Raw genomic sequence first — 22,080 nt, 5'->3', positions numbered from 1 at the left:
GGCACCCGATGTGCACTGAAATATCTTGTTTCAACTGGCTGTTCGGATTCATTAAATATGCCTACAATTGGCTTGCCTCAACTCAACAGGAGCCATGATGAAGCCGACAAGACGCGACTACTGTCAGTTTCTGATCTCCACCCAGACCAACTATACCCAAACCTACTTCGCCGACCATCACCCGCATTTCTCGCATGACGCCATCAACCGTTACCTGCAAGACGAAAACATAACGCCTGCCATCGTCTGGGAGCAGGTGGAGAAATCCATCGAACCTGATCCGAACGCTTTCTTGCTGTTCGACGACAGCGTCTCGGACAAGAACCACTCCCATGCGATCGAGCTGGTGCGGCGGCAGTACAGCGGCAATGCCCATGGCCTGATCAAGGGCATCGGTGTGGTCAACTGCTTGTACGTCAACCCCCGCAGCGGTCGCTACTGGATCATCGACTGGCGAGTGTTCGCCCCGCAGGTGGACCACAAGACCAAGCTCCAGCACGTCCAGGAGATGTTCGACGAGGCCATGACGGGCAAGAAGCTGCCATTCCGCGTGGTGCTGATGGACTCCTGGTACGCCACCAAGGAGCTGATGGTGCACATCCATCGTGCGGGCAAGATCTTCTACTGCCCGCTCAAGAGCAATCGCCTGGTCGATGACAGTCAGGCGCAGGCGCCCTATCAGGCCGTCAGTGAGTTGCAGTGGAGCGACCAAGGCGCCGCGCACGGCAAGCTCGTCAAGGTGAACAAGTTTCCAGGCAGCCTCAAGGTCAAGCTGTTTCGGGTGGCGACGGGAAACGGTCGCACGGAATGGGTGGTGACCAATGATCTGGAACAGACTTCGGTGGACGACACGCGAGAGATCTGCGCGATCAGGTGGAAGATCGAGCAGTATCACCGGGAGGTCAAGCAGGTGCTGGGCATGGAGAAATGCCAGTGTCGATCTGCCAGGGCGCAGAGGAATCACATTGCCTGTGTCATCTTGGCGTGGAACCATCTGTCCGCGCTGGCCAGAGACATGAGGACGAATATCTACAGCATCAAGAAGGCGATGATGTCGAATTACATGCGGCAGGAAATAGCTCGACCGTCAGTGCCGATGGCGTACATTTGAGATGGCTACAAAAGTCCAAGCTCTGTGCTAACTGAGTTCAACTTGCGTAAGTCCTAATTTAGATGCGATCGCCCTGGTAATCGCCCTTCCTGAAAGATAAATGCTGCCGATGAAAAATAAAAGCGTAAAAAAGGCTGTGCCTTCAAAGTAAACTGGTACAGTTTCTCTCGATGCTAAAGCATATGCCACATATGCGACTTGTGCTGTTAAAAGGGAAACCGTTGCTTGAACTAACTGGCCACTCAAGGTGACAGATAAGCTGACAGCGGTACGTAGATCTTCCTTCATTTTATCCCCATACTTCCATTCGAGATGTTTTCATGTTGTCGTACTGCCTCGCTGCCGAGCTTAGTAACGTATGGCCAGTGATTTCATTGGACTGGCGTGCTGCATCGGCAAGAATTATTTTGATGTCGTCGTGAATGGCGGGCCACATTATATCTTGATTGTATAAACTGGTATTTTGGAGTATTTTTTTAGCAAGAATTTTCGCAGTTATTGGCATAACAATCATTTGATGGAAATTGATTATTAAAAAATGAACCGCATCTGGCCTGATTTTGTCTTGTATATTAAGCTCAATAATTGCGCTATTGATTATGACCTTCAATTTTTCTTTGGTGGATTGTGCGGAAGATCTTTTGTTGTGTTTATTGTTTATTTTTGCTTTGTAATAGTTTGTGGATAATTCTTGATAAATTGTGTGAAATTCTTTTTTCATGATGACTTTTTCTTGATGCTACTATATATTTAAAATGCAAATTTTATTGAGTGATTTGAAGCTTATCAAAGGCTTTACAGTAAGTTCTGAAGATGAAAAATTCTATCACACGATACCTAGTGTAGGTCTGCGTTTCACCGACACTCCGGCACCGCCGTCACCACCGCCTCGCGAGCTGCCTTCGCCCTCAGATTCCCCGCCGCCAACCCCGCCATCGCCCCCCGCGTCGAGTTCGTCGCACTGCCAATGTGCGGCGTCAACACCACCTGCGGCAGTGCCCGCAACCGCTCCGGCACATTCGGCTCATCCGCGAACACATCCAGCGCCGCGCCGCCCAGTGCCCCGGATTCGAGCGCCTCGATCAGCGCCGCCTCATCGACCACCGACCCCCGTGCCACGTTCACCAGCAGCCCCTGCGGCCCGAGCGCGGCCATCACCTCGGCGTTCACCAGATGCCGCGTCGCCGCCCCGCCCGGCGTGATGACGCACAGCACATCGCTCTGCGCCGCCAGCTCGACCGCCGACGCCACATGCGGATACGGCACGTCCGTCCGCGCCGTGCGCGTGTGGTACGCCACCGTCATGTCGAACGCCAGCGCCCGCCGCGCGATCGCCTGCCCGATGCGCCCCATGCCCAGAATGCCGAGCCGTGACCCCGACAGCTTGCGCGCCAGCGGCATCGGCCCCTGCGCCGCCCACCGCCCCTCGCGCACATGCCGGTCCGCCGCCACCAACTGCCGCGACGCCGCCAGCATCAGCCCCAGCGCCAGATCGGCCACGTCGTCGTTCAGCACGTCCGGCGTGTGCGTCACGACCACCCCCCGCGCCTTCGCCGCCGCCACGTCGATGCCGTCATAGCCGACGCCCATCACCGAGATGATCTCCAGCGCCGGCAGCCGGTCCATCAGCTCGGCGCCGACCCGGCTCTCGCCACTGGCCGCGATGCCGCGGATGCGCGGCGCCACGGCCTCGAACGCGGCCGGGTCGGACTCGTGCAGCCGGTCGTGCACCGTGAACTGCGCGCGCAGCAGCGGCTCCAGCAGCGGACTCATCCGCATCACGGCCAGGACTTCGAAGGAGGGGTTCAAAGGGGTGGTGTGTTCGCTCAACTCAGGCTCCAAGGGATTCCACGGGGACGGTCGTCATTCGTCATACCATAGTATCGACGCGCACTTTCCTAGCCCGACACGGGATTAACGAGCACGCCGATGACCACCCCGAACAAGAAAAAGCGCCCCGAGGAACTCCGCAGCCAGCAATGGTTCGGCCGCCAGGACCGCGACGGCTTCGCCTACCGGAGCTGGGTCAAGGGCAAGGGCGTGCCGCATGACCAGTTCGACGGCCGCCCGGTCATCGGCATCTGCAACACCTTCAGCGAGCTGACCCCCTGCAACTCGCATTTCCGCACGCTGGCCGAGCAGGTCAAGATCGGCGTGTACGAGGCGGGCGGCTTCCCGCTCGAATTCCCGGTGATGTCGCTCGGCGAGACGCTGATGCGCCCGACCGCGATGCTCTACCGCAACCTCGCCAGCATGGATGTGGAGGAGTCGATCCGCGGCAACCCGATCGACGGCGTGGTGCTGCTGATGGGCTGCGACAAGACGACGCCGAGCCTGCTGATGGGCGCTTCCAGCGTGGACCTGCCGACCATCGGCGTCTCCGGTGGCCCGATGCTCAACGGCAAGTGGCGCGGCCAGGAACTCGGCTCGGGCACCGGCGTGTGGAGCATGAGCGAGCAGGTCCGCGCCGGCACGCTGAAACTCCAGGACTTCTTCGAGGCCGAAAGCTGCATGCACCGCAGCCACGGCCACTGCATGACGATGGGCACGGCCAGCACGATGGCGTCGATGGTCGAAGCCCTCGGCGTTGGCCTGCCGGGCAACGCGGCCTATCCGGCGGTGGACGGGCGGCGCAACGTGCTGGCGCGCCAGGCCGGGCGGCGCATCGTGCAGATGGTCCACGATGACCAGAAGCTCTCGCAGATCCTCACCCGCGAAGCCTTCGAGAACGCCATCCGCACGCTGGCGGCCATCGGCGGCAGCACCAACGCGGTGATCCACCTGATCGCCATCGCCGGGCGCATCGGCGTGCCGCTGTCGATCGACGACTTCGACCGGCTGGGCAGCGAGCTGCCGTGTCTGCTGAACCTGCAGCCGTCGGGCCAGCACCTGATGGAAGACTTCTGCTACGCGGGCGGGCTGCCGGTGGTGATGAAGGAGATCGCCCACCTGCTGCACACGGAGATCGTCACGGCCAATGGCCAGACGGTGGCCGAGAACATCGCCTCGGCCGAGAACTTCGACCCGCGTGTCATCAAGACCTTCGACGCGCCGTTCAAGGCGAACGCCGGCATCGCGGTGTTGCGCGGCAACCTCGCGCCGCGCGGGGCGGTCATCAAGCCGAGCGCGGCCACGCCCGCGCTGATGCAGCACACCGGCCGCGCCGTGGTGTTCGAGGACTCGACCGACTTCCACGCCCGCATCGACGACGAGGCCCTCGACGTGGACGAGACCTGCATCCTCGTGCTGAAGAACTGCGGGCCGAAGGGCTACCCCGGCATGGCCGAGGTCGGCAACATGCCGCTGCCGCCCAAGGTGCTGCGCAAGGGCATCACCGACATGGTCCGCATCAGCGACGCCCGCATGAGCGGCACCGCCTACGGCACCGTCGTGCTGCACACCGCGCCCGAGGCGGCGGCCGGCGGCACGCTGGCCCTTGTGCGCAACGGCGACCTCATCACGCTGGACGTGGTCGGGCGGCGGCTGCACCTGCATGTGGACGACGTCGAGCTGGAGGCGCGCCGCGCGGCGTGGACGCCGCCGGTGCCGCCGATGGACAGCGGCTACTGGAAGCTCTACATCGACCATGTGCTGCAGGCCGACGAGGGCGCCGACCTCGATTTCCTGCGCGGCAAGCGCGGCAGCGCGGTGCCCAAGGACAACCACTGACCTGTCCTGCACTGGCCTGACCTGCATCGACCTGTCCTGACGTACCAGCGGAGCCTCACATGGCAGACATCGGATTCATCGGCGCCAGCGGCATGATGGGCCACGGCATGGCCAGGAACCTGCAGGCCCGTGGCCACACGCTGCGGCTGACGCTGCGCCAGCGGCGCGAGCCGGTGGCGGACCTGCTGGCAGCGGGTGCCGTCGAAGCGGCGTCGCCGGCCGAGCTGGCGCGGGCCTGCGAGGTGGTGTTCCTCTGTGTCACCGGCTCGCCGGAGGTGGAGGCGGTGCTGGGCGGCGCGGACGGCGTGCTGGCCGGGGCGCGGCCGGGGCTGGTCGTCGTGGACTGCTCGACCAGCGAGCCGGCCTCGACGGCGCGGCTGCGCGAACAGGCGGCGGCTGCGGGCGTGGTGCTGGTCGATGCGCCACTCGGGCGCTCGCCGGTGCAGGCCGAGGCGGGGATGCTCAACGTGATGGTGGGCGCCGAGCCGGAGGTGTTCGCGCGCATCGAGCCGCTGCTGCGCTGCTTCGCCGAGAACGTCTTCCACGTCGGCGGCCCCGGCGCGGGCCACACCGTCAAGCTGCTGAACAACTTCATCGCCCAGGCGATCTGCAACGCCACCGCCGAGGCGCTTGGCGTGGCCGCCCGCGCCGGACTCGATCCGAAGAAGCTGATCGAGGTGATCTCGGGCGGGCCGGTGAACTGCGGGCTGATCCAGATGATGGCGCCCGCGCTGGACGGGCGGCTCGACGGCCTGAAGTTCAGCCTCGACAACGCGCGCAAGGACGTGCGCTATTACGGCCACCTCGCCGAGGGGCTGGGCGTGCCGGCGTGGATCGGGCAGGCGGTCCACCAGTCGCTGGTGCAGGCGTGCGTGCTCGGCTACGGTGACCGATTCGTGCCTTCGCTGATCGAGGCGCAGGAACAGCTCAACGGCGTGGCCCTGGTGCCGCGCCCGACCCCCTCGACTCCGACCTGAGGATTGCCATGACCGACCGACTCCGCGGCAAGACCGCCTTCATCACCGCCGCCGGCCAGGGCATCGGCCGCGCCACGGCGCTCGCCTTTGTCCGCGAAGGCGCCCGTGTCATCGCCACCGACGTGAACGCCGCCGCGCTCGACGCGCTGGCGGCCGAATGCGGCTGCACGACGCAGGTGCTCGACGTGACCGACCCGGCCGCGATCGACGCGGCGGCGGCCGCACACGGCCCGGTCGACGTGCTGTTCAACGGCGCCGGGTTTGTCCACGCCGGCACCGTGCTCGACTGCACCGAGGCCGAGTGGGACTTCGCGATAACCCTCAACGTGCGCTCGATGTTCCGCACCATCCGCGCCTTCGCCCCCGGCATGCTGGCCAACGGTGGTGGCTCGATCATCAACGTCGCCTCGGTCGCCGGCAGCCTGAAGGGCGCGCCGAACCGCTTCGTCTATGGCACGACCAAGGCGGCGGTGATCGGTCTGACCAAGGCGGTGGCGGCGGACTTCATCACCAAGGGGCTGCGCTGCAACGCGATCTGTCCGGGCACGGTCGAGTCGCCCTCGCTGCGCGACCGCATCGACGCGCAGGCCACCGCCTCCGGGCTGACGCAGGCGCAGGTCGAGGCCGCTTTCATCGCCCGCCAGCCGATGGGGCGTCTGGGCCGGGTGGACGAGATCGCGGCGCTGGCCGTGTATCTTGCGAGCGACGAGTCGTCGTTCACGACCGGGACGACGCAGGTGATCGACGGCGGCTGGTCGAACTGATCCACCTTCCGTCCCGCCTGCCGCCCCACCTCCCGTCATCCTCGCGAATGCGAGGATCCACCAACACAATCCCCGTCACAGCCCCGCGTGGGTGCCCGCTTTCGCGGGCATGACGGGGGTGGAAAGGACATCCGATGAAACTCCTCCGCCACGGCCCCCGCGCCAACCCGAAACCCGCCCTGCTCGACGCTGACGGCCAGGTCCGTGACCTCTCCGCGCTGATCGGCGACATCACGCCGGCCACGCTGTCGCCCGCATCGCTGGCCGCGCTGGCGAGCGTGGACGTGTCCACGCTGCCAGTGGTCGAACAAGGCGAGCTGCAGGTGCCGTGGACCGGCATGACCAAGTTCATCGCCATCGGCCTGAACTACGCCGACCACGCCGCCGAGTCCGGCATGGCGATCCCGAAGGAGCCGGTGGTGTTCCAGAAGACCACCGAATGCGCGGTCGGCTGCCACCACGATGTGGTGCTGCCGCAGGGCTCGGTGAAGTCGGACTGGGAGGTCGAACTCGGTGTGGTCATCGGCACGAAGGCGCGCTACGTGGCCGAGGCCGACGCGCTGGCGCATGTGGCCGGCTATTGCCTCATCAACGATGTCTCCGAGCGCGAATACCAGATCGAGCGTGGTGGCACCTGGGACAAGGGCAAGGGCTGCGACACCTTCGGGCCGATCGGGCCGTGGCTGGTGACGGCCGACGAGGTGGGCGATGTGCAGGCGCTGGGCATGTGGCTCGACGTGAACGGCCAGCGCATGCAGACCGGCAACACCGCGACGATGATCTTCAACGTCGCCCAGATCGTCAGCTACCTCAGCCGCTTCATGACGCTCAACCCCGGCGATGTCATCACCACCGGCACGCCGCCCGGCGTCGGCATGGGCCAGAAGCCGAACCCGGTCTACCTGAAGCCGGGCGACGTGATGCGGCTGGGCATCGACAGGCTGGGCGAGCAGCAGCAGACGGTGCATGCTTGGAACCCGGCGTTGATCGACGCCTGACGCGGCCGATCCGCAACCGGTCTTCGACGCCGCGCCATCCAGGTTCACACCCAGGGGAACGCTGCCATGAAAACCTTGCAATCCGCCGTCGGCCGCCAGGGCCTGAACGCCCGCACGGACCAGGAAACCGTCCAGACCCTGCTCAACCGCGTTGCGGTGGCCGACGGGGGGCCGACCCCGCCGCTGATGGCGCCGATCCGGGACCGCACGATCAGCGCGCCGCTGCAGACCGCCATCGAGCAGTTCCAGCGGCACAACGTCGACCAGCGTTTCCGCGATGGCCGCATCGATCCGGGCGGGCAGACGCTGCGCATGCTCAACGTGCTGGCGGGCGAGGGGCCGATCAAGCCCCACCTCGGGCAAGGCCGGCCCACCGGGGTGGTGGACTTCGACCAGCCCACGCAGCGCGCGATGGACGTGCGCGCGGGGCTGGTGCCGCTGAAGCAGCCCAGTCCCAATGCCTGCTGGGCCACCGTGGCCACGATGATGTGGAAGCTGCGCCACCGCGGCCAGATCTCCGACGCCTTGCCCGTGCGCCAGCAGATCAGCGACCTGCTCGCCCGCACCCGCGAACGCCACTGGATGGACGTGTTCGAGGCGGACACCGGGCTGCCGCAGCCGCAGATCAACCCGTTCTTCTGCCACACGCTGGGCATGCGGCCGATGGAGTCCGCGCTCCACATGCGCGTGGCGATGGGCAGCGCGGGCGGCGCGTATTTCTGGGTGCCGCTGCTGCGCCTGACCCACCGGCCCTGGCTGCTCAACACCGGACGGCTGGACGACGGCGCGCCGAGTGCGCACATGGTCGTGCTGATCGGGGCCTCGCTGGACGGGGATCTCCCCAACGCATTTGCCCCGCCACGCCGGGGGCCTTCGCTCGGGGTCGTGAGCATCCTCGATCCCAAGGTGGGCCATGAGCGGCGGCTCAGCGGGCACGACATCGACTTCCTGCTCGGCCAGCTGGCCCCGGCGCCGGGGGCCGACCCGCTGCCGCCGGAGCTGGCCTCGCGCATGCGCTGCCTGAGCTGGCCGTGACCTGAGCGTCATTCCCTTCCACGCCTCGACCTCGACGCATCGACACCTCGACATGTCCACCCCCTTCATCCGTATCCACCCGAGCGACAACGTCGTCATCGCCCGCACACAACTGCTCGGCGGCACCGCGCTGGAAGGCGAGGGCGTCACCGTCTCCGGCCTGGTCCCGCCGGGCCACAAGGTCGCCACCCGCGCCATCGCGGCGGGTGAGCCGGTGCGCCGCTACGGGCAGGTCATCGGCACGGCGACCCAGCCGATCGCGCCGGGCCAGCACGTCCACACCCACAACCTCGCCTTCAGCGACTTCGCGCGCGACCACGAGGACGGCGTGGACGCGCGGCCGACCGCGTTCGAGGCCACGCCCGCGACCTTCGACGGCATCGTGCGGGCGGACGGCCGCATCGCCACGCGCAACTACATCGGCGTGCTGACCTCGGTGAACTGCTCGGCCACGGCGGCGCGGGCGATTGCCGACCAGTTCCGCCGCGACATCCGACCCGAGGCGCTCGCGGCGTTTCCGAACGTGGACGGCGTGGTCGCGCTGACCCACGGCATGGGCTGCGCGACGGCCAGCGATGGCGAGGAGCTGCGTGTGCTGCGCCGCACGCTGGGTGGGTATGCGCGGCACCCGAACTTCGCGGCGGTGCTGGTGGTGGGCCTCGGCTGCGAGACGAACCAGATCCAGGGCCTGATCGCGCAGGAGGGCCTGCAGGAAGGCGCCCGGCTGGTGGCGTTCAGCATCCAGGACACGGGCGGCACGGCGCAGACCGTGGCGCGCGGCGTGGAGCTGATCCGCGGGATGCTGCCCGAGGCGAACCGGGTCACGCGCCAGCCGGTGCCGGCCCGCCACCTCGTCGTCGGCCTGCAGTGCGGCGGCTCGGATGGCTACTCCGGCCTGAGCGCGAACCCGGCGCTGGGCGCGGCGGTCGATCGCCTCGTGCGGCATGGCGGCACGGCCATCCTGTCCGAGACGCCCGAAATCTATGGCGGCGAGCACCTGCTGACCCGCCGCGCTATCAGCGCCGAGGTCGCCGACCGGCTGCGTGCCCGCATCGCGTGGTGGGAGGCGTACACCGCGCGCCACGCCATGCGCATGGACAACAACCCCTCCGCCGGCAACAAGGCGGGCGGGCTGACGACGATCCTGGAGAAGAGTCTCGGCGCCATCGCCAAGAGTGGCACGACGAATCTGGTCGAGGTCGTCGAGTTCGCGCAGCCGGTGACGGCGCACGGGCTGGTGTTCATGGACTCGCCCGGCTACGACCCGGTGTCGGCGACGGGGCAGGTGGCCAGTGGCGCCAACCTGATCTGCTTCACGACCGGGCGCGGCTCGGCCTATGGCTGCGCGCCGTCGCCGTCGCTGAAGTTCTCGACCAACACGGCGCTGTGGCACAAGCAGGCCGACGACATCGACCTGAACTGCGGCACGGTGATCGACGGCGCGGAAACCGTCGACGAGGCGGGCGAGCGCATCTTCCGGCTGATGCTCGACACCGCGTCGGGCCGCGCCACGAAGAGCGAAACCCACGGCTACGGCCAGAACGAGTTCGTGCCGTGGCAACTCGGCGCGGTGATGTGAAGACCTGCGCGTGAACAAGGAATCCTGATGGTGCAACCGATCGCCGAGGGCAGCGTGTACGTGCCCGCCGAAGACCTCACCGCGTGGGCGGTGCAGTGCCTGCAGGCGCTGGAGCTGCGACCGCCCGATGCCCGGCAACTCGCCGCCAGCCTGGTGCAGACCAGCCTGTGGGGCGTGGACACGCACGGCATCGCCCGGCTGCCGCACTACTTCGAGCGGATCTCGCGGGGGTCGATCCGGGCGCGGCCGGTGCTGCGGATCGAGCGCACGGGCGCCTCCACCGCGCAGGTCGACGGCGACCAGGGGCAGGGCATCCTGGTGGCGCATTTCGCCAACCGGCTGGCCATGGACATCGCCCGCGAGACCGGGATCGCGGCGGTGGGCGTGCGCGACTCGTCGCACTGCGGGGCGGTCGGCCTGTATGCCCGCGAGGCGGCGCGCGCCGGCCTGATCGGCCTGGCCTTCACCCACGCCGACAGCATCGCCGCTCCGCACGGCGGCCAGCGCCCGTTCTTCGGCACCAACCCGATCGCCATCGCCTTCCCGCGTGCGGGCGGCGAGCCGGTGTGTCTGGACATGGCGACGACCTCGATTCCGTGGAACCGGGTGATGAATGCCCGCCGCGAGGGCCATGTGTTGCCGCCCGACATCGCCATCGACGCCCATGGCCAGCCCACCACCGACCCGAACGCCGCCATCGCCGTGACCCCGCTGGGCGGCGCCGAGTATGGCCACAAGGGCTATGCGCTGGCGCTGATGGTCGATCTGCTGAGCGGGCCGCTGCATGGCAACCCGTTCGGGCCGCACATTCCGCCGATGTTCGCGGACCTGGATGCCCCGCGCCGCATCGGGGCGTTTTTTCTGGTGATCGATCCGATGCGCTTTGCGGGCGGGCCGGTGCTGGCCGCCGTGGTCGAGCAGATGGCGCGTGCGCTGGCCGCCGAGCCGGGCGCGCCCCGCATGCCCGGCGACCCGGAACACGACTGCGAGGCCGAACGCCGCCACACCGGCATCCCGATCGAGCCGCAGCTGGCGCGCCAGATGCACGACTGGAGCCAGCGGCTGGGCGTGCCATCACCCCTACGTACTATTGCGCAGGGGTAACCCTTGTGGTTTTGCTGCAGGCGGCTTCCTAGAATCGCCTGCAGTTTCGGGACTGTTTTCCTGTCCCCTTCCTACCCATCTCAGGAGTCTTCGCATGGAACGTCGCAATTTCATTCGCAACACCGGTCTGGCCGGCGTGCTCGCCGCAGGCGCTGCGCCCGCCATCGTCCATGCCCAGGCCAACATCCGCTGGCGTCTGGCGTCGAGCTTCCCGAAGTCGCTCGACACCATCTACGGCGCCGCCGACGAGTTCTCGAAGAAGGTCGCCGCGATGACGGGCGGCAAGTTCCAGATCTCCGTTCACCCGGGTGGCGAGCTGATGCCGGCCTTCGGCGTGGTCGACGGCGTGCAGAACGGCACCGTCGAGATGGGGCACACCGCGCCGTACTACTTCTTCGGCAAGGACGAGACCTTCGCGCTGGGTTGCGCCATCCCCTTCGGCCTGAACAGCCGCCAGATGACCGCGTGGATGTACGAGGGCAACGGCCTGAAGCTGATGCGCGAGTTCTACGCCAAGTACAACATCGTCAACTTCCCCGGCGGCAACACCGGCTCGCAGATGGGTGGCTGGTACCGCAAGCCGGTGGCCTCGATGGCCGACATGAAGGGCCTGAAGTTCCGCGTCGGCGGCTTCGCTGGCAAGGTGGTCGAGCGTCTGGGCGGCGTGCCGCAGAACATCCCGGGTGGCGAAATCTACCAGGCCCTGGAAAAAGGCACCATCGACGCCGCCGAGTGGGTCGGCCCCTACGATGACCAGAAGCTCGGCTTCAACAAGGTCGCACCGAACTACGCCTACCCGGGCTGGTGGGAAGGTGGTCCGCAGCTGGACTTCTTCATCAACCAGAAGGCCTTCGACGCGCTGACGCCCGAGTACAAGGCGATCGTCGAAGCCGCCGCCGCCTACGCCCATGTGGACATGCAGGCCAAGTACGACGGCCGCAACCCTGCCGCGCTGAAGAACCTGGTGTCCGGTGGCACCAAGCTGTTCCGCTTCCCGAAGGACGTCATGGAAGCCGCGTTCAAGGAATCGATGGCGCTGTACGCCGAGATCGGTGACAAGAACCCGAACTGGAAGAAGGTCTACGCCGACTACGCCAAGTTCCGCGCCGACCAGAACCTGTGGTTCCGCTTCGCCGAAGCCGGCTTCGACGACTTCATGCAGCAGCAGAAGCTCTGAGCCCCGCGGCCGTTGCAGGCCGCCCGACACTCTGGCCCGGTCTGGCGTTCGCGCTGACCGGGTCGATTGCTTTTTCGGGCAAGGCCATCATCGTCAAGCTGGCGTATCGGCACGGGGTCGATGCGGTGACCTTGCTGATGCTGCGCATGCTGTTCGCGCTGCCGCTGTTCGTGGCGCTGGCGTGGTGGTCGAGCCGCGGCAAGCCGGCGCTGACACGCCGTGACCTCGTCGCGGTGCTCGGACTGGGGTTCTCCGGCTACTACCTGGCGAGCTTTCTCGACTTTGCCGGACTGGCCTACATCAGCGCCAGTCTGGAGCGGCTGATCCTCTATCTCAATCCGACGCTGGTGCTGTGCCTCGGCGTGGTGCTGCATGGCAAGCGTGTCACCGCACGCCAGTGGGCGGCGCTGGGCGTGAGCTACGCCGGCGTGCTGGTGGTCTTCGGCCGCGAGCTGACGCATCTGGGGCCGAACGTGGTGCTGGGGGCTGCGCTGGTGTTCGGCAGCGCACTCAGCTACGCCGTCTACCTGGTGCAGAGCGGCCAGGAGGTGCAGCGCCTTGGGTCGCTGCGCCTGACGGGGCTGGCCACGACGGTGGCCTGTGTGCTGTGCATCGGGCAGTTCCTGGTGCTGCGGCCGCTGGAGTCGGTGCTGGCGGTGCCGACGCCGGTGCTGTGGCTGTCGCTGCTCAACGCCACCGCCTGCACCTTTGCCCCGGTCATCCTGGTGATGATGGGCATCGAGCGTCTCGGGGCGGGCCTGGCGGCGCAGACGGGCCTGGTGGGACCGATGAGCACCATCGCCATGGGCGTGCTGATCCTGGGCGAGCCGATGAGCGTCTGGACGGGCCTGGGCACGCTGCTGGTGCTGGTCGGCGTGGCGCTGCTGGCGCGCTGGCGCTAGGGGATTGGCGCAGCCGAGCATTCGGGTAAACACGGATCCGGGATCGGATCTGGAACCGTCAGGATCTCCGCCCACTCGAACGCCATGAAAGTGCGCGGGGCACTGGTGACGGGTTGTGCATGCAATTGACCATTTCTGACAAGCCCGTCTGGGCGCTGGCGCTGTTCATCGGGGGCCTTCTCAACCTCGTGGTCTGGACCGACCGGCTGGCGTCCGTCTATGCCTCGGCTCCCTGGCGCACGGTCTGGCTCGGCGGTGCGCTGGAGCTGCTGCTGCCGGTGGCGGTGACGTCGGTTCTGCTCTGGCTGGCTGCGCTGCTGGGGCGCCGTGCGCTGCAGATCACGGGGATGCTGGCGCTGGTGATTTCGGTGCTGTGCGCCTATTTCATGGTCCGTTTCGATGTCGTGATCGGCTATGGCGTGGTCAAGGCGGTGCTGACGACCGACCATGCCATGTCCGGCGAGGTGGTGGGCATGTTCCTGGCGGCCTGGGTGCTGCTGCTGGCCGGGTTGCCGGCCTGGTGGTTCCTGCGCATGACCCGCCGCAGGCCGGCCCATGCGGGGTTGCCGACCCTGTCCCGGCCTGCGACGCTGTTGCGGTTGGGGGTCGCGTTGCTGGTGCTGGTGGTGGTGGTGGCCGGCCTGCGTCAGGTGGCCCGCCAGCTGGAGACGGGGGGCCGCGGCCTGCACGCGAGCTTCACTGGCGTGATGGCGCACAGCTACCTGCCGATGAACTGGCTGGCTGGCGTCGCCATGGTCGTTGGCAACGAAGTGGCTGCCTGGCGCAGCGAGGCGTCGCTGGTCCACCCGGCCACCCGCCACCGCTACCTCGACACCGACCTGCCGCAGGATCTGCAGGTGGTGGTGGTGATCGGCGAGAGTGCGCGCTGGGACCATTTCGGGGTGCTCGGTCACCACCGGCCGACCACCCCACGGCTGCAGGCTGAGCAGGACCAGGGGCGTCTGGCCGCTTTCCGGGCGACGGCCTGTGACACGTCGACCAAGCTGTCGCTGGCCTGCATGTTCGTGCGTGCCGGCGGGGTGATGCCCGGCGACGGCCTGCACCAGCGGGACGAGATCCTGGAGCAGCCTGTCTTTGCCGTGCTGCGCACGCTGGGTTTCACGATCGACCTGTTTGCCATGCAGGGCGAGGCCGGTTATTACCAGCGGGTGCGTCCGGATTTCTACAAGCTGCGCGAGGTCATCATGGCCGAGGCGGGCGCGGGAGTGCCCGACCTGGATGGCCTGCTGGTGCCGCAGGTCGCCCGCGCGCTCGAACAGCGCGGGGCGGGACGGCGGGCGATCGTGCTGCACACCAAGGGCTCGCACTACCTCTACAGCCGGCGCTACCCGACCGAGCAGGCGCGCTGGCAGCCGGTGTGCGACATGGAAAACCGCTTCTGCTCCCGCGACGAACTGCTCAACGCCTACGACAACAGCATCCTCTACACCGACCGGGTGCTGGGCGAACTCTTCGACACGCTGCGCACGAAGCGGGCATTGGTGCTCTTCACCTCGGACCACGGCGAGTCGATCGGGGAAAATAGCCATTTCCATGCGACACCGCGGGCCATCGCACCGCCCGAGCAGCTGCGGGTGCCGCTGCTGCTGTGGGCGTCGCCGTCTGCCATGGCGGATCCGGCACTCGGGCCGGGTGTGCACCGCGCCATGGCACGGGCGCAGTCCCTGCGAGAGGGCAGCGGCGCAGATGTCACCCATCACCACCTGTTCTCGACGCTGCTGGGCTGCGCCGGGGTGCGCTCTCCGGATGGCGGGCTGGAGGCAGGGCGCGACCTGTGCGCACCGTGACTGGCGGGCCGCGCCGGCTTCAGCGCCGCGAGGACACCAGGATCCCCGCCACGATCAGCGCGAACGCCACGACGTGGTAGCCGTGCGGCGCTTCGCCGAGCATCGCGGTGGACAGCAGCGCGGCGAACAGCGGCGTGAGGTTGGCGAAGATGCCCGCCGTGGTGGGGCCGACCGCCGCCACCGCCCGCCCCCAGAAGGCATAGGCGATCAGCGACGGTCCGACCACGATGTAGGCGATCGCGGCCACCACCCCCGCTGACCACTCCACCGGCCGCGGCGCCACGACCGCCTCGATCCCGGCCGCACTGCTCGCCCAGACGATGCCGAACAGGGTCTGCACCAGCATGAACTCCTGCCAGGTCCAGGGGCGGCTCTGGCCGTCGGCTTCGGTGATCCGCGGCCGGGCGTTGCCGAGCATCGATGCGGGTGGGCGGGCCAGCAGCCAGCTGTACCCCGCCCAGCTCGCCGCCGCGGCCAGCATGTAGAGGTCACCCTGCACGAAGCGCACCGCCGCCAGCGTCGACAGCTGACCGCGTCCCAGCACCGTCATCACGCCCACCAGCGACAGCGCTGCGCCGACCACCTGCCACAGCCGCGGCCGTTCGGCAAAGAACAGGGCGCCCACCAGCAGCATCCACAGCGGCATGCTGGCCGCGATCAGCGTGACGTTGATCGGGGTCGAGGTCGTCAGGGCCAGGTACTGCAGCGCGTTGTAGGCGCCCATGCCGAGCAGTCCGATCAGCGCCAGGTGGGGCCAGCGCTTGAAGATGTCGGACCGCCGTTCCGCCGTGGCGATGGCCTGGCGCCCGACCACCAGCAGCACCAGCAGCACCACCGACCAGCGCATCGCGTTCAGCAGCATCGGTGGCACATGCGGCACGGTCATGCGGCCGACCACGGCATTGCCCGCCCACAGCAGGGGAGGGAGGGTGAGCATCGCGATCAGGCGTGGAGTGAGGGCCATGGAAGCAGTGTGGCTGACAGTGAAAAATTACCGGATTTGGATCTGGGTTCATGGCGTATACCCTCAAATTTGAGGATGCCGCGAAAAGATGGCGCACGCACAGTGTCGCCCAAGCGCGCCGCGTGCGTGTCAAGCAGTTGCAGTTCGATTGGGGGATTGGAATGGAAATGGTCAGCAGTTCAAACAGCGCCCGAGGGCGGGTGATGGGCGGAACCGAACCCATCGGTTGCAGCGTACCGGAGCCCGCCAGGTTGCTGCTGATCGACGACTACGAGTTCATCCGTGTGGGGGTGCGCACGCTGTGCGCCGAACTGCGTGGCGTGCCGGTCGAGTGGCTGGAGGCCGACAACCTGCGCGATGGCATGGCGCTGTACCAGCAGCACGGCGACATCGACGCCGTGCTGCTGGACCTGAATCTGGCCGATTGCAAGGGGCTGCAGGGCCTGCGGCAGTTCATGGAGGCCTTTCCGGCCGCCCAGGTCGTGGTGTTCAGCGGCACCCAGGACGAATTCGTGATCCGCCAGGCACGCGCCCTGGGCGCGCGCGGCTACATCCGCAAGACGGGTGCGGCGGAAGACCTCACGGCTGCGCTGGCGGCCCTGCTGCCCGGTGACGAGCGGCTCGGGCTGCGCCGCTCGGGCGGGCTGTCGTCGGTGATGTTCCCGCACATGCCGGGCTCGGCGGTGTTCGACCGCATCGCCGAGCTGGGGCCTCGGCACCTGGAGGTGCTGGAGCTGGTGCTGTCCGGCTGCACCAACCAGGAAATCAGCGCCGCCACCGGCCTGTCGCTCGGCACGGTGAAGAACTACGTCTCGTCGCTCCTGCTCGCGCTGGACGTGAAATCGCGCTCGCACCTGATCAGCCTGTTCCGTTGAGCGTGGCCCCGACGCCCGCCGCTGCGGCGTCCGGCGTGGCGCGGTTCACGGTGGTCGGGCCTGCCGGGGCACCGGACGCTGCGCTGTCGGGCAGCGCGCCGCAGCCTCCGGCCAGCGAGCGACGCTCGATCGAGCGCCGCCTGCAGGATGCTGCCTTCGTGGAGGCAGTGGACCGCGGGCCGGGTGTGCTGCTCGTGCTGGCGGCGTCGAACCTGCTGTTCGCGGTCTGGCAAGGCGGCTTGCAGCAGCGTCTGCTGGTGCTGCTGTGTGCGGCCGGGTCGCTGGTGTGGTTGCTGGTGTGCCTGCAGATGCAGCGCCGCTTGCTGTTCGGCGCGGTGCTGCACCGCACCACGCTGCGGCGGGAGCGCCGGGTCTGGGTGCGCATGATGGCGGTGGCGGTGCTGACCCCGGCGCTGAACCTGTCGGTCAACCTGGCCGTGGCGTCCCGGCTGGAGCCGGAGCTGACGGTGGTGCTGGTGCTGGCCTGTCTGTATGCGGCAGCGGTCTGGGCGGCGCTGCCGGCGCTGGCGCGGGTGGCGGCCTGGAGTGCGGGGGGCGCGGCGCTGGTGTGCGCGGGGCTGGGCGAAGTGCGGCTGGGGATGACGCTGCTGGTGGCCGCCGTGCTGGCGCTGTGGCTGCAGCGCCAGATGGCCGACGTCTGGCAGCGCGCCACCCGTTCGCGGCTGGCCGCCGACGACCTGAGTGCCGCGCTGGCCAGCGAGCGCGATGCCGCCGTGCGGGCGCAGCACGACGCCAACCGGTTTGTCGCCACCGCCAGCCATGATCTGCGCCAGCCCATGCACGCGCTCGGGCTGTTTGTCTCGACGCTGGAGCGGCGCGTGCGCGGCGGGCCGGATGAAGCGCTGGTGCGCAACATGGTCCGCTCCATCGAGGCGCTGGACCAGTCCTTCGGCGCGATGCTGGACATGTCGCGCCTGGACGCCGGCTCCATGGAGGCCAACCTGCAGTATTTCGCCCTGCGCGACGTGTTCCGGCGGCTGCACCTGCATTTCGCCGGCGTGGCCGAGGCGGCGGGACTGAGCCTGCGGTTCTCGCCGGGGGGCAAGTCGGTGCGCAGCGATCCGCAGTTGCTGGAGCGGGTGCTGGGCAATCTGATCCAGAACGCCCTGCGCCACACCCGCGAGGGTGGCGTGGTGGTGGTGGCCCGCACCCGCACCCGCAGCCGGCAGATCTGCATCGAGGTCTGGGACACGGGCAGCGGCATCGCGCCGGACGAGCTGCCGCGCATCTTCGACGAGTTCTACCAGGTCCGCGATGGCACACGGCGCCGGCAGCGCGGCCTCGGGCTCGGGCTGGCCATCGTCAAGCGGCTGGTGCGGCTCATGGGCCACACGCTGACGGTCGCCTCCCGTCCCGGGCGCGGCACAGTGTTCCGGCTCGGCGTGTCCACCAGCGATTTCGACGAGGTCGAGCGGGTGACCGCCGCGGCCGACACGGTGCCGCTGCCGGTCTATGCCGCCCGCACCATCCTGGTCATCGACGACGAGGACAGCATCCGCGAGGGCCTGTGCGTGGTGCTGGAGGAATGGGGCTACGAGCCGCACATGGCGGCCACGGTGGACGAGGCCGTGGCCCATGCCCGCCGGCTCGGCGACGGGCTGGACCTGGTGCTGTCGGACCTGCACCTGGCCGATGGGGAAGACGGGCTCGACGCGGTGGCACGGGTGCGGGAGGTCTGCGGCAGCCAGGTGCCGGCCGTGGTCATCACCGGCGACACCACCGCCGACGAGATGCACCGCGTGATGGCCGCCGGGGTGCCGCTGCTGTTCAAGCCGGTGCAGCCGCGCAAGCTGATGTCGGCGCTGCGGCGCATGACGCTGTGAGACTTGGGGCCGGGGACCAGGCGCTGGGGAGGAAGTGACTTTCGGCAGATTTTCGGATCGGGCGCAATGCCTAGACTGGGTCATCACCCACTGGAGGCCTGTCTGAGGCCTGTCTGACTGCCCGCCGCCATGCCTGCCTTCGATGTCGATGCCTTGTTGCTGCCGCTGGACGAGGCCGCGCCGTGCGGTCCGCCGGACATGGAGTACGACGACGAGGCCTTCCAGTTGCTGGAGACCGCTGCCCGTGGCAAGCCCGAGCAGCAGTTCGGCGACACCGTCATCCCGGCCGAAGACCCCGACTGGGGCGAGATGCGCCGGCTGGCGCTGGCGCTGTTCGCGCGCACCCGTGACCTGCGGGTGTCGCTTCACCTGATCCGTGCCAGCCTGCGTCTGCAGGGCCTGGGCGCGCTGTCGGACGGGCTGGCGCTGGTCACTGGGCTGCTGGAGCGGCATTGGGACCACGTCTACCCGCAGCTCGACGCCACCGACGGCGACGACCCGACCGAGCGCCTGAACGCGCTGGCGCCGCTGACGGACCTGATGTCGGTGCTGGCCGATGTGCGGGCGGCGCGGGTGCCGGGCGATCGCAGCGGCGTGACGGGCCGGATGATCGAGCTGGCCAGCGGCAAGGCGGTGGCCGGGCCGGACGAGCGGCTGCCGTCGGCTGCCGCGCTGGCGCCCGTGCTGCTGGCAGCGGACGCGGCGGAGCCGGGGTTCACCGCCCGACTGGCCGGTCTGCCGGCGCAGGTCGCGCAACTCGATGCGCTGCTGACCGAGCGGGTCGGCACGGCCAGCCCGGAATTCAAGCCGCTGCGCCTGCTGGTGCGCGCCATCGCTGACGTGGCGGCCGGGGCAGCGGCCAGTGTGGTGGCGCCGACCGAGGCAGTGGCTGCGGTGCCGGTACCCGCCGGTACATGGCCTGCGGCGGCAGCCGCAGCTGTGGGTGTCGTGGTCGCGCCGGGCCAGATCGCCAGCCGCGACGACGCGATCCGCATGCTGGAGCGCGTGTGCGAGTGGATCGAGCGCAACGAGCCGTCCCACCCCGCGCCGCTGCTCATCAAGCGCGCCCAGCGTCTCATGACCAAGAACTTCTTCGAGATCATCCGCGACCTTGCCCCGGACGGCATGGATTCCGTCGAGAAGATCGCCGGCCTGTCCTTTGATGAGGCCACCGGTTCCTGACCACCTGACCCCCGAGAGGACACGCCCCATGGCCACCAGCAGTCAGAAATTCATCGCCCGCAACCGCGCCCCGCGCGTGCAGATCGAGTACGACGTCGAACTCTACGGCGCCGAGAAGAAGGTGCAGCTCCCGTTCGTGATGGGCGTGCTGTCGGACCTGTCGGGCAAGCCGGCCGAGCCGCTGGCCCCCGTGGCGGACCGCAAGTTCCTTGATGTCGATGTGGACAACTTCGACTCGCGCATGAAGTCGATGAAGCCGCGGGTGGCGTTCCAGGTGCCCAACACGCTGACCGGCGAGGGCAACCTGTCGGTGGACATCACCTTCGAGTCGATGGACGACTTCTCGCCCGCAGCGGTGGCGCGCAAGGTCGATGCGCTCAACCAGTTGCTGCAGGCGCGCCAGCAGCTCTCCAACCTCATCACCTACATGGACGGCAAGACCGGCGCCGAGGAGCTGCTGGCCCAGGTCATCCAGGACCCCGCGCTGCTGCAGGCGCTGGCCTCCAGTGCCAAGCCGACCGCCTGACCCAGGAGCTGAACCGACATGGCCAACACCGCTACCGATACCCAGACCGTCGCCACCGCGCTTGCCGGTGTGGAATACCAGGGCAACGACTTCGCCGCGCTGCTCGACAAGGAGTTCAAGCCCAAGAGCGACGACGTGCGCTCGGCCGTCGAGCAGGCGGTGCAGACGCTGGCCCAGCAGGCGCTGGCGCAGACCGCGCTGATCGACGGCGACGTGCTGCGCTCGATCGAGGCGATGATCGCCGCGCTCGACGCCAAGCTCAGCGAACAGGTCAACCTGATCCTGCACCAGGCAGAGTTCCAGAAGCTGGAGAGCGCCTGGCGTGGCCTGCACCACCTCGTCAACAACACCGAAACCGACGAGATGCTGAAGATCCGCGTCATGAACATCTCCAAGCAGGAGCTGCACAAGACGCTCAAGCGCTACAAGGGCACGTCCTGGGACCAGAGCCCCGTCTTCAAGAAGGTCTACGAAGAAGAGTACGGCCAGTTCGGCGGCGAGCCCTTCGGCTGCCTCGTCGGCGACTACTACTTCGACCACACGCCGCCCGATGTCGAGCTGCTCGGCGAGATGGCCAAGGTCGCGGCTGCTGCGCACGCGCCGTTCATCGCGGCCGCCGGCCCGACGCTGATGCAGATGGAGTCGTGGCAGGAACTTGCCAACCCGCGTGACCTGACCAAGATCTTCACGACGCCGCAGTACGCCGCGTGGCGCTCGCTGCGGGAGTCGGACGACGCGCGCTACATCGGCTTGGCGATGCCGCGTTTCCTGGCCCGTCAGCCCTACGGCGCCAAGACCAACCCGGTCGAGGACTTCCACTTCGAGGAAGACACCGCCGGCGCCGACCACAGCAAGTACGCCTGGGCCAACTCGGCGTATGCGATGGCGACCAACATCAACCGCTCGTTCAAGCTCTATGGCTGGTGCTCGCGCATCCGGGGCATCGAGTCGGGCGGGGCGGTCGAGGGCCTGCCGACGCACACCTTTCCGACCGACGACGGCGGCGTGGACATGAAGTGCCCGACCGAGATCGCCATCAGCGACCGGCGCGAGGCGGAGCTGGCCAAGAACGGTTTCATGCCGCTGGTCCACCGCAAGAACTCCGACTTCGCCGCCTTCATCGGCGCGCAGTCGCTGCAGAAGCCCGCCGAATACGACGACCCGGACGCCACCGCCAACGCCAACCTCGCCGCGCGCCTGCCCTACCTGTTCGCGACCTGCCGGTTCGCGCACTACCTGAAGTGCATCGTGCGCGACAAGGTGGGCTCGTTCAAGGAACGCGACGACATGGCCAAGTGGCTCAACGCCTGGATCATGAACTACGTCGATGGCGACCCGGCCAACTCGTCCGAGGTCACCAAGTCCGAGAAGCCGCTGGCCGCCGCCGAGGTGGTGGTGGAAGAAATTCCCGGCAACCCCGGCTACTACACGTCCAAGTTCTTCCTGCGCCCGCACTACCAGCTCGAAGGGCTGACGGTGTCGTTGCGCCTCGTCTCCAAGCTGCCTTCCCAGAAGCAGGCCTGAACTTAGTCATCCACACAGTCCACACAGCAGAGGATCCTCAC

Annotated in this window: 20 protein-coding genes; 16 read left to right on the top strand and 4 right to left on the bottom strand. The window is 67.6% G+C overall.

Features of this window, described 5'->3' with window-relative positions:
- The first annotated feature begins 97 nt into the window (after positions 1-97).
- Positions 98-1,111, top strand: coding sequence for an IS701 family transposase (locus tag U5O44_RS10000; protein WP_322586630.1), 1,014 nt, complete (start codon positions 98-100; stop codon positions 1,109-1,111).
- A 27-nt stretch (positions 1,112-1,138) separates the two neighbouring features.
- Here the strand turns inward: U5O44_RS10000 and U5O44_RS09995 are convergent, their stop codons facing one another.
- The 3 genes from U5O44_RS09995 to U5O44_RS09985 form a co-directional block, all read right to left on the bottom strand.
- On the bottom strand, positions 1,139-1,399 hold the full coding sequence (locus U5O44_RS09995) for a hypothetical protein (RefSeq protein WP_322588279.1): 261 nt from the start codon (positions 1,397-1,399) through the stop codon (positions 1,139-1,141).
- 1 nt (position 1,400) lies between these two features.
- Positions 1,401-1,832, bottom strand: a complete 432-nt coding sequence (locus U5O44_RS09990) for a hypothetical protein (protein WP_322588278.1) — start codon at positions 1,830-1,832, stop codon at positions 1,401-1,403.
- Between the two features lie 134 nt (positions 1,833-1,966).
- The gene (locus U5O44_RS09985; RefSeq protein ID WP_416222164.1) at positions 1,967-2,890 is read right to left on the bottom strand and encodes a 2-hydroxyacid dehydrogenase; all 924 of its coding nucleotides are present in this window, start codon (positions 2,888-2,890) and stop codon (positions 1,967-1,969) included.
- A gap of 150 nt (positions 2,891-3,040) precedes the next feature.
- Between U5O44_RS09985 and U5O44_RS09980 the strand changes: the two genes are divergently transcribed.
- From U5O44_RS09980 to eptB, 10 genes are all read left to right on the top strand, one after another.
- A complete protein-coding gene (locus U5O44_RS09980; RefSeq protein ID WP_322588276.1) occupies positions 3,041-4,780 on the top strand; it encodes an IlvD/Edd family dehydratase in 1,740 nt (579 codons plus the stop codon).
- A gap of 59 nt (positions 4,781-4,839) precedes the next feature.
- On the top strand, positions 4,840-5,757 hold the full coding sequence (locus U5O44_RS09975) for an NAD(P)-dependent oxidoreductase (protein WP_322588275.1): 918 nt from the start codon (positions 4,840-4,842) through the stop codon (positions 5,755-5,757).
- A gap of 8 nt (positions 5,758-5,765) precedes the next feature.
- Positions 5,766-6,521 carry an SDR family oxidoreductase gene (locus U5O44_RS09970; protein WP_322588274.1) on the top strand — a complete coding sequence of 252 codons (756 nt, stop codon included), beginning with the start codon at positions 5,766-5,768 and terminating at the stop codon, positions 6,519-6,521.
- A 134-nt stretch (positions 6,522-6,655) separates the two neighbouring features.
- On the top strand, positions 6,656-7,519 hold the full coding sequence (locus U5O44_RS09965; protein ID WP_322588273.1) for a fumarylacetoacetate hydrolase family protein: 864 nt from the start codon (positions 6,656-6,658) through the stop codon (positions 7,517-7,519).
- A 66-nt stretch (positions 7,520-7,585) separates the two neighbouring features.
- A complete protein-coding gene (locus tag U5O44_RS09960) occupies positions 7,586-8,554 on the top strand; it encodes a hypothetical protein (protein ID WP_322588272.1) in 969 nt (322 codons plus the stop codon).
- Positions 8,555-8,606: 52 nt separating this feature from the next.
- Positions 8,607-10,133, top strand: coding sequence for a UxaA family hydrolase (locus tag U5O44_RS09955; RefSeq protein ID WP_322588271.1), 1,527 nt, complete (start codon positions 8,607-8,609; stop codon positions 10,131-10,133).
- A gap of 27 nt (positions 10,134-10,160) precedes the next feature.
- Complete coding sequence (locus U5O44_RS09950; RefSeq protein WP_322588270.1) at positions 10,161-11,237, top strand: Ldh family oxidoreductase; 1,077 nt, start codon at positions 10,161-10,163, stop codon at positions 11,235-11,237.
- 94 nt (positions 11,238-11,331) lie between these two features.
- Positions 11,332-12,414 (top strand): TRAP transporter substrate-binding protein, encoded by a 1,083-nt coding sequence (locus tag U5O44_RS09945; protein WP_322588269.1) that lies wholly within the window; start codon positions 11,332-11,334, stop codon positions 12,412-12,414.
- Complete coding sequence (locus U5O44_RS09940; protein ID WP_322588505.1) at positions 12,411-13,316, top strand: DMT family transporter; 906 nt, start codon at positions 12,411-12,413, stop codon at positions 13,314-13,316. The genes U5O44_RS09945 and U5O44_RS09940 overlap by 4 nt, the downstream gene beginning before the upstream one ends.
- A 119-nt stretch (positions 13,317-13,435) precedes the next feature.
- Positions 13,436-15,124 (top strand): kdo(2)-lipid A phosphoethanolamine 7''-transferase, encoded by a 1,689-nt coding sequence (gene eptB, locus U5O44_RS09935; RefSeq protein WP_322588268.1) that lies wholly within the window; start codon positions 13,436-13,438, stop codon positions 15,122-15,124.
- Between the two features lie 19 nt (positions 15,125-15,143).
- Here the strand turns inward: eptB and U5O44_RS09930 are convergent, their stop codons facing one another.
- On the bottom strand, positions 15,144-16,088 hold the full coding sequence (locus U5O44_RS09930) for a DMT family transporter (RefSeq protein WP_322588267.1): 945 nt from the start codon (positions 16,086-16,088) through the stop codon (positions 15,144-15,146).
- 203 nt (positions 16,089-16,291) lie between these two features.
- Between U5O44_RS09930 and U5O44_RS09925 the strand changes: the two genes are divergently transcribed.
- From U5O44_RS09925 to tssC, 5 genes are all read left to right on the top strand, one after another.
- Positions 16,292-16,963, top strand: a complete 672-nt coding sequence (locus U5O44_RS09925; RefSeq protein ID WP_322588266.1) for a response regulator transcription factor — start codon at positions 16,292-16,294, stop codon at positions 16,961-16,963.
- Positions 16,964-16,965: 2 nt separating this feature from the next.
- Positions 16,966-18,807, top strand: a complete 1,842-nt coding sequence (locus U5O44_RS09920; RefSeq protein WP_322588504.1) for an ATP-binding protein — start codon at positions 16,966-16,968, stop codon at positions 18,805-18,807.
- Positions 18,808-18,936: 129 nt separating this feature from the next.
- A complete protein-coding gene (gene tssA, locus U5O44_RS09915; RefSeq protein ID WP_322588265.1) occupies positions 18,937-19,989 on the top strand; it encodes a type VI secretion system protein TssA in 1,053 nt (350 codons plus the stop codon).
- 28 nt (positions 19,990-20,017) lie between these two features.
- Positions 20,018-20,515 carry a type VI secretion system contractile sheath small subunit gene (tssB, locus tag U5O44_RS09910; protein WP_322588264.1) on the top strand — a complete coding sequence of 166 codons (498 nt, stop codon included), beginning with the start codon at positions 20,018-20,020 and terminating at the stop codon, positions 20,513-20,515.
- Between the two features lie 18 nt (positions 20,516-20,533).
- Positions 20,534-22,039, top strand: coding sequence for a type VI secretion system contractile sheath large subunit (tssC, locus tag U5O44_RS09905; RefSeq protein WP_322588263.1), 1,506 nt, complete (start codon positions 20,534-20,536; stop codon positions 22,037-22,039).
- The last annotated feature ends 41 nt before the right edge of the window (positions 22,040-22,080 follow it).

Origin of the sequence: Sphaerotilus sp. (assembly GCF_034519685.1) — a bacterium.
Taxonomy (GTDB): domain Bacteria; phylum Pseudomonadota; class Gammaproteobacteria; order Burkholderiales; family Burkholderiaceae_C; genus Sphaerotilus.
Note: the sequence above shows the minus strand (reverse complement) of the source record. Positions and strands in the feature narration are given on the sequence as shown.